We start from the raw sequence: 3852 nt of genomic DNA on the forward strand, positions 1-3852 counted from the left end.
GTGTTACTCACCCGTCCGCCGCTAGGAACCGAAGTTCCTCGCTCGACTTGCATGTGTTAGGCACGCCGCCAGCGTTCGTCCTGAGCCAGGATCAAACTCTCAATTTAAAAATTTTAAGCTTGAATTGCTCATTACTAATTGTACTAATCTCTTTCGAGATTCGCTGAATTTACTTTATATCAAAGAATTGATATTTTTCCTTCTGTTCAATTTTCAAAGACCTTACTGCATTCATGCAGCTTTTATATATTATCATTTTACTGATAATCTGTCAACAACTTTTTTTCAAGTTTTTTATTGATTTAGTATTTTCTACTTTTCAATTTTTATACTTGTCAGTTGCGACTTAGATATAGTACCACGGTTCATTATATACATATGCTTCTATATTACTCATATATACGTATTAATTATTATATACTCTCTTTTTCTGCTTTTTTTGAACTTTTTCGTATATTGATACGCCCGAGTCAGTATATGCTTTTTATCTGAATATTGAGTTACTAAATTGAGTGTATATTGGTTTATTTCTATATAAAGTATATAATAAATGCTATAGTTCAATCATTGTAAAATGAATTTACGGAGGTTTTATATGGACAAAATAGCTTTGATCTCAGATATTCATGCAAATATACCAGCTCTAGAGGCAGTACTTTCTGACATAAAAAAACGTAATATTAAAAGAATTATGTGTCTAGGAGATTTAGCTGGGAAAGGTGCTAGTCCAGAATTGGCAGTGGATATTATTAAAAATAACTGTGAATGCGTAATTAAAGGTAACTGGGACTACCTTATTGCTGAAGTAAATGATGGAGACTTTCTTCAATGGAATAATTCCAGATTGCGAAAAGATCAATTAGAATATCTGGCACAATTGCCTCTATATAGGGATTTCTATATGAGCGGCAGATTAATAAGGCTATGTCATGCGGCTCCAAGCGATGTATTCGGAAGAGTTAGATTTACCGCAAGTGTTGAAGAAAAATTATCACTGTTTGTTCCACCAGATAATAAAAGTAAGGAATGTGATGTATTAGTATATGGCGATATACATGTAGCTTACATTCAAAACTTCAATGAAAAAACAATAATTAATGTAGGCAGCGTAGGTGTCCCATTAAGGACTACTGATGCAACTTACTCAATTATAGAAGGTGAATATGGCTCTGCAATCAGTACAAGCCTTTCTATGTCTATTATTAGGGTTCCCTATGATAAAGAAAAAGCTATTGAAGAAGCACAGGCTGCTAATGTGCCTAATTTAGAAAAATTTATATATGAGTTACGTACTGGTGAAGTTTTCGATAAATAATTACGATTAAAACCATGCACAGTTTGAGGGTTTATCTTCTAATTCATGCATGGTTCTTCCATTACTGAAAATTTTATAATTGTGAACTTTCATATATTCTTTTTCATAAAATATCTTTTATGTCCATTGGGACAATCCTCTAATATACCAAACACACTATACCCATGATTGGTATAAAAATCTAAAGCTTGAAAATCAAACGTATCTAAATGAATTAATGAGCAATTATTTTCTATCGCTGTTTTTTCAACTTCCCTTAATAGCTGACTTCCAAATCCATTTTTTCTATGTTCTTCTTTTACCCATAATGAGTCTATGTATAAACAATTCCAGCAATACATCTTGCTAATAATTCCTGCCACTATATTCCCATTAGTATCTTCAATTATTCTATTAATCCATATAAACGGTTCCTTTTGAGTTAATTTAACCTTTGACAAATTGTATTCTACTAAATTATCAACAATAAATTCTGAGCTTCTATCATCGCTTTCTTTAATAACATAATCCATGGCTATCCCCCCAAAAATACAACTTTTAGGCTCTGTTTTAAAATGAATTATATTATATAATACTCTATTTCAAAAGCTCCACATACCATGCAATTACACAGCTTTATTTCAGGACTTTTCTATATTTATATGAAAAACAATCCTCACCATATTTAATTTCACCTATTTTTACATATCCCATTCCTTCATAAAAAGCATGATTTTTTATATTAAAGCTTGGAGTTTCTAATAGGATTTCTCTTAAATCCTCAAACATATTTTCAATATGATGTAATGCCTTTTTGCCAATCCCCCTGCCTTGATATAGAGGATTTATAAATATCCTAACTAATTCATAAATTCCATTTCCTTCATTTCTGATATAAAACCCTCCAATTATTATATCTTCATATACTATTTTATAATATATGTATTTATTTATAGCTTTTATTTGATGTTCTTGAGAGTCATATCCAGGAGGTCCATCTCCACAAATTTTAACATCATAATCAAAAGCCTTCATCTGAATTTCCGTAAGAATTTCTGCGTCAATATCTGTTGCCTTTTCAAAGTTAATCATAAATACATCCTTCAATCTATTAAATTATTTTGTAAATTTTAACAGCATTAGTTTTATATCCATTACGTTCCAATCTTATTACAAAATGCAACTACATGCAACCATATCATTTATAGTTTAATTTTAAAAGTTTATATTATAAAATGCTTAATAATTTAAGGTGTTTTTAAAAATCATTTACTTATAATAATATTATTTATAAAATATCATTAATATATAAAGTTGTTTTTTAAAGTTGTGAATGGAGTGAAATACTATAATGGATAAAATTGATTCTAATATTCTTGATATTTTAAAAGCTAATAGCAGGGAAAGCACCTCGCAAATTAGTAAAAAGGTAAACTTATCTATGCCTGCAGTAGCTGAAAGAATACGGAAAATGGAAGAAAGAAATATAATTGAAAAATACACTATAAAAATTAATAGAGAAAATACTAATTATAAGCTTCTAGCTTTCATTTTTGTAAACATAGACAAAACAGAAAGCATAGATTTTTTTCGAAATACTATCATAAAACATAAATCCGTACTTGAATGTTATCATGTGGCTGGAGAATATGACTATTTACTTAAAGTGCTCGTAGAAGATACTAAATGTCTTGAAGATTTTTTAACAAATCAATTAAAAAAAATAAAAGGCGTGCTTAAATCCAATACTATAATCACCCTTTCTTGTCTCAAAGAAAATATTAATATTTAAGAGGTTTCTATGGTTATTAAAGGATTTAAATTTGGAATGCTTCTTCAATTTATGATAGGACCTGTTTGTATTTTTATATTTCAGATGTCCTCCTCTAAGGGATTTTATATTAGTGAGACAGGTGTTTTGGGTACAGCCTTAGTAGATGGTGTTTTTATTTTATCCGCTATTTGGGGTATAGGATCTATAGTCAGCCGTAAGAATATAAAAATATTACTTAAAATAACTGCTTCTATCATATTGTTTATCTTCGGGCTATCGGCGATTTTAGCTCAATTTTCTATAAATATATTACCCAGTTTAAGTATTTCCAATAGCAGCAGCAATAATATGTTTTTTAAAGCTGTTATTTTAACCAGTTCCAATCCTCTTACTATTATCTTTTGGGCTGGAGTATTTTCAGGTAAGCTTTTAAAAGAAGATATGAACCGAAAAAGCATGTATGCTTTTGGATTAGGAGCTGTACTATCTACATTAACATTTCTTACTATTGTCTGTTTTATAGGAAGCTTTGTTCATGTTTTCTTATCCAAAACAACAATTGAAATTATGAATATAGCAGCAGGATTTTTATTAATGTATTTTGGCATAAAAACATTAATAAAAGGTTCTGAATAAAACAAAAAAACTGCTAAGTTATTCTTAGCAGTTTTTAACCTGGCAACATCCTACCCTCCCACCCAGTCACCCGGGCAGTACTCTCGGCGATACAGCGTTTAACCATCGTGTTCGGAATGGGAACGGGTGTAGCAGCTGTTCCATAATC

Annotated in this window: 5 protein-coding genes and 2 rRNA genes; 3 read left to right on the forward strand and 4 right to left on the reverse strand. The window is 30.1% G+C overall.

Annotation, left to right across the window (positions count from 1 at the left end):
- Positions 1–107, reverse strand: a 16S ribosomal RNA gene (locus tag IAI10_RS24445); the annotation flags it as partial.
- Positions 108–595: 488 nt separating this feature from the next.
- On the opposite strand from IAI10_RS24445, the gene IAI10_RS24450 reads away from it, so the two are divergent.
- A complete protein-coding gene (locus tag IAI10_RS24450; protein WP_315675925.1) occupies positions 596–1315 on the forward strand; it encodes a metallophosphoesterase family protein in 720 nt (239 codons plus the stop codon).
- A gap of 89 nt (positions 1316–1404) precedes the next feature.
- Here the strand turns inward: IAI10_RS24450 and IAI10_RS24455 are convergent, their stop codons facing one another.
- Both IAI10_RS24455 and IAI10_RS24460 read right to left on the reverse strand, forming a co-directional pair.
- Positions 1405–1827 (reverse strand): GNAT family N-acetyltransferase, encoded by a 423-nt coding sequence (locus tag IAI10_RS24455; RefSeq protein ID WP_315675926.1) that lies wholly within the window; start codon positions 1825–1827, stop codon positions 1405–1407.
- 103 nt (positions 1828–1930) lie between these two features.
- On the reverse strand, positions 1931–2386 hold the full coding sequence (locus IAI10_RS24460; protein WP_315675927.1) for a GNAT family N-acetyltransferase: 456 nt from the start codon (positions 2384–2386) through the stop codon (positions 1931–1933).
- Positions 2387–2645: 259 nt separating this feature from the next.
- Between IAI10_RS24460 and IAI10_RS24465 the strand changes: the two genes are divergently transcribed.
- Positions 2646–3086, forward strand: coding sequence for an Lrp/AsnC family transcriptional regulator (locus IAI10_RS24465; RefSeq protein ID WP_315675928.1), 441 nt, complete (start codon positions 2646–2648; stop codon positions 3084–3086).
- Positions 3087–3095: 9 nt separating this feature from the next.
- Positions 3096–3704, forward strand: coding sequence for a LysE family transporter (locus tag IAI10_RS24470; RefSeq protein ID WP_315675929.1), 609 nt, complete (start codon positions 3096–3098; stop codon positions 3702–3704).
- A 37-nt stretch (positions 3705–3741) separates the two neighbouring features.
- Here the strand turns inward: IAI10_RS24470 and rrf are convergent.
- A 5S ribosomal RNA gene (gene rrf / locus IAI10_RS24475) occupies positions 3742–3852 on the reverse strand; the annotation flags it as partial.

This window comes from Clostridium sp. 19966, assembly GCF_032335695.1.
In the GTDB taxonomy this organism is placed as follows: domain Bacteria; phylum Bacillota; class Clostridia; order Clostridiales; family Clostridiaceae; genus JACTOJ01.

What these genes read in the sequence shown, in the direction of transcription:
- IAI10_RS24450 (WP_315675925.1), top strand. Translation starts at nt 596, where the DNA reads ATGGACAAAATAGCTTTGATCTCAGATATTCATGCAAATATACCAGCT.
- IAI10_RS24455 (WP_315675926.1), bottom strand. Translation starts at nt 1,827, where the DNA reads ATGGATTATGTTATTAAAGAAAGCGATGATAGAAGCTCAGAATTTATT.
- IAI10_RS24460 (WP_315675927.1), bottom strand. Translation starts at nt 2,386, where the DNA reads ATGATTAACTTTGAAAAGGCAACAGATATTGACGCAGAAATTCTTACG.
- IAI10_RS24465 (WP_315675928.1), top strand. Translation starts at nt 2,646, where the DNA reads ATGGATAAAATTGATTCTAATATTCTTGATATTTTAAAAGCTAATAGC.
- IAI10_RS24470 (WP_315675929.1), top strand. Translation starts at nt 3,096, where the DNA reads ATGGTTATTAAAGGATTTAAATTTGGAATGCTTCTTCAATTTATGATA.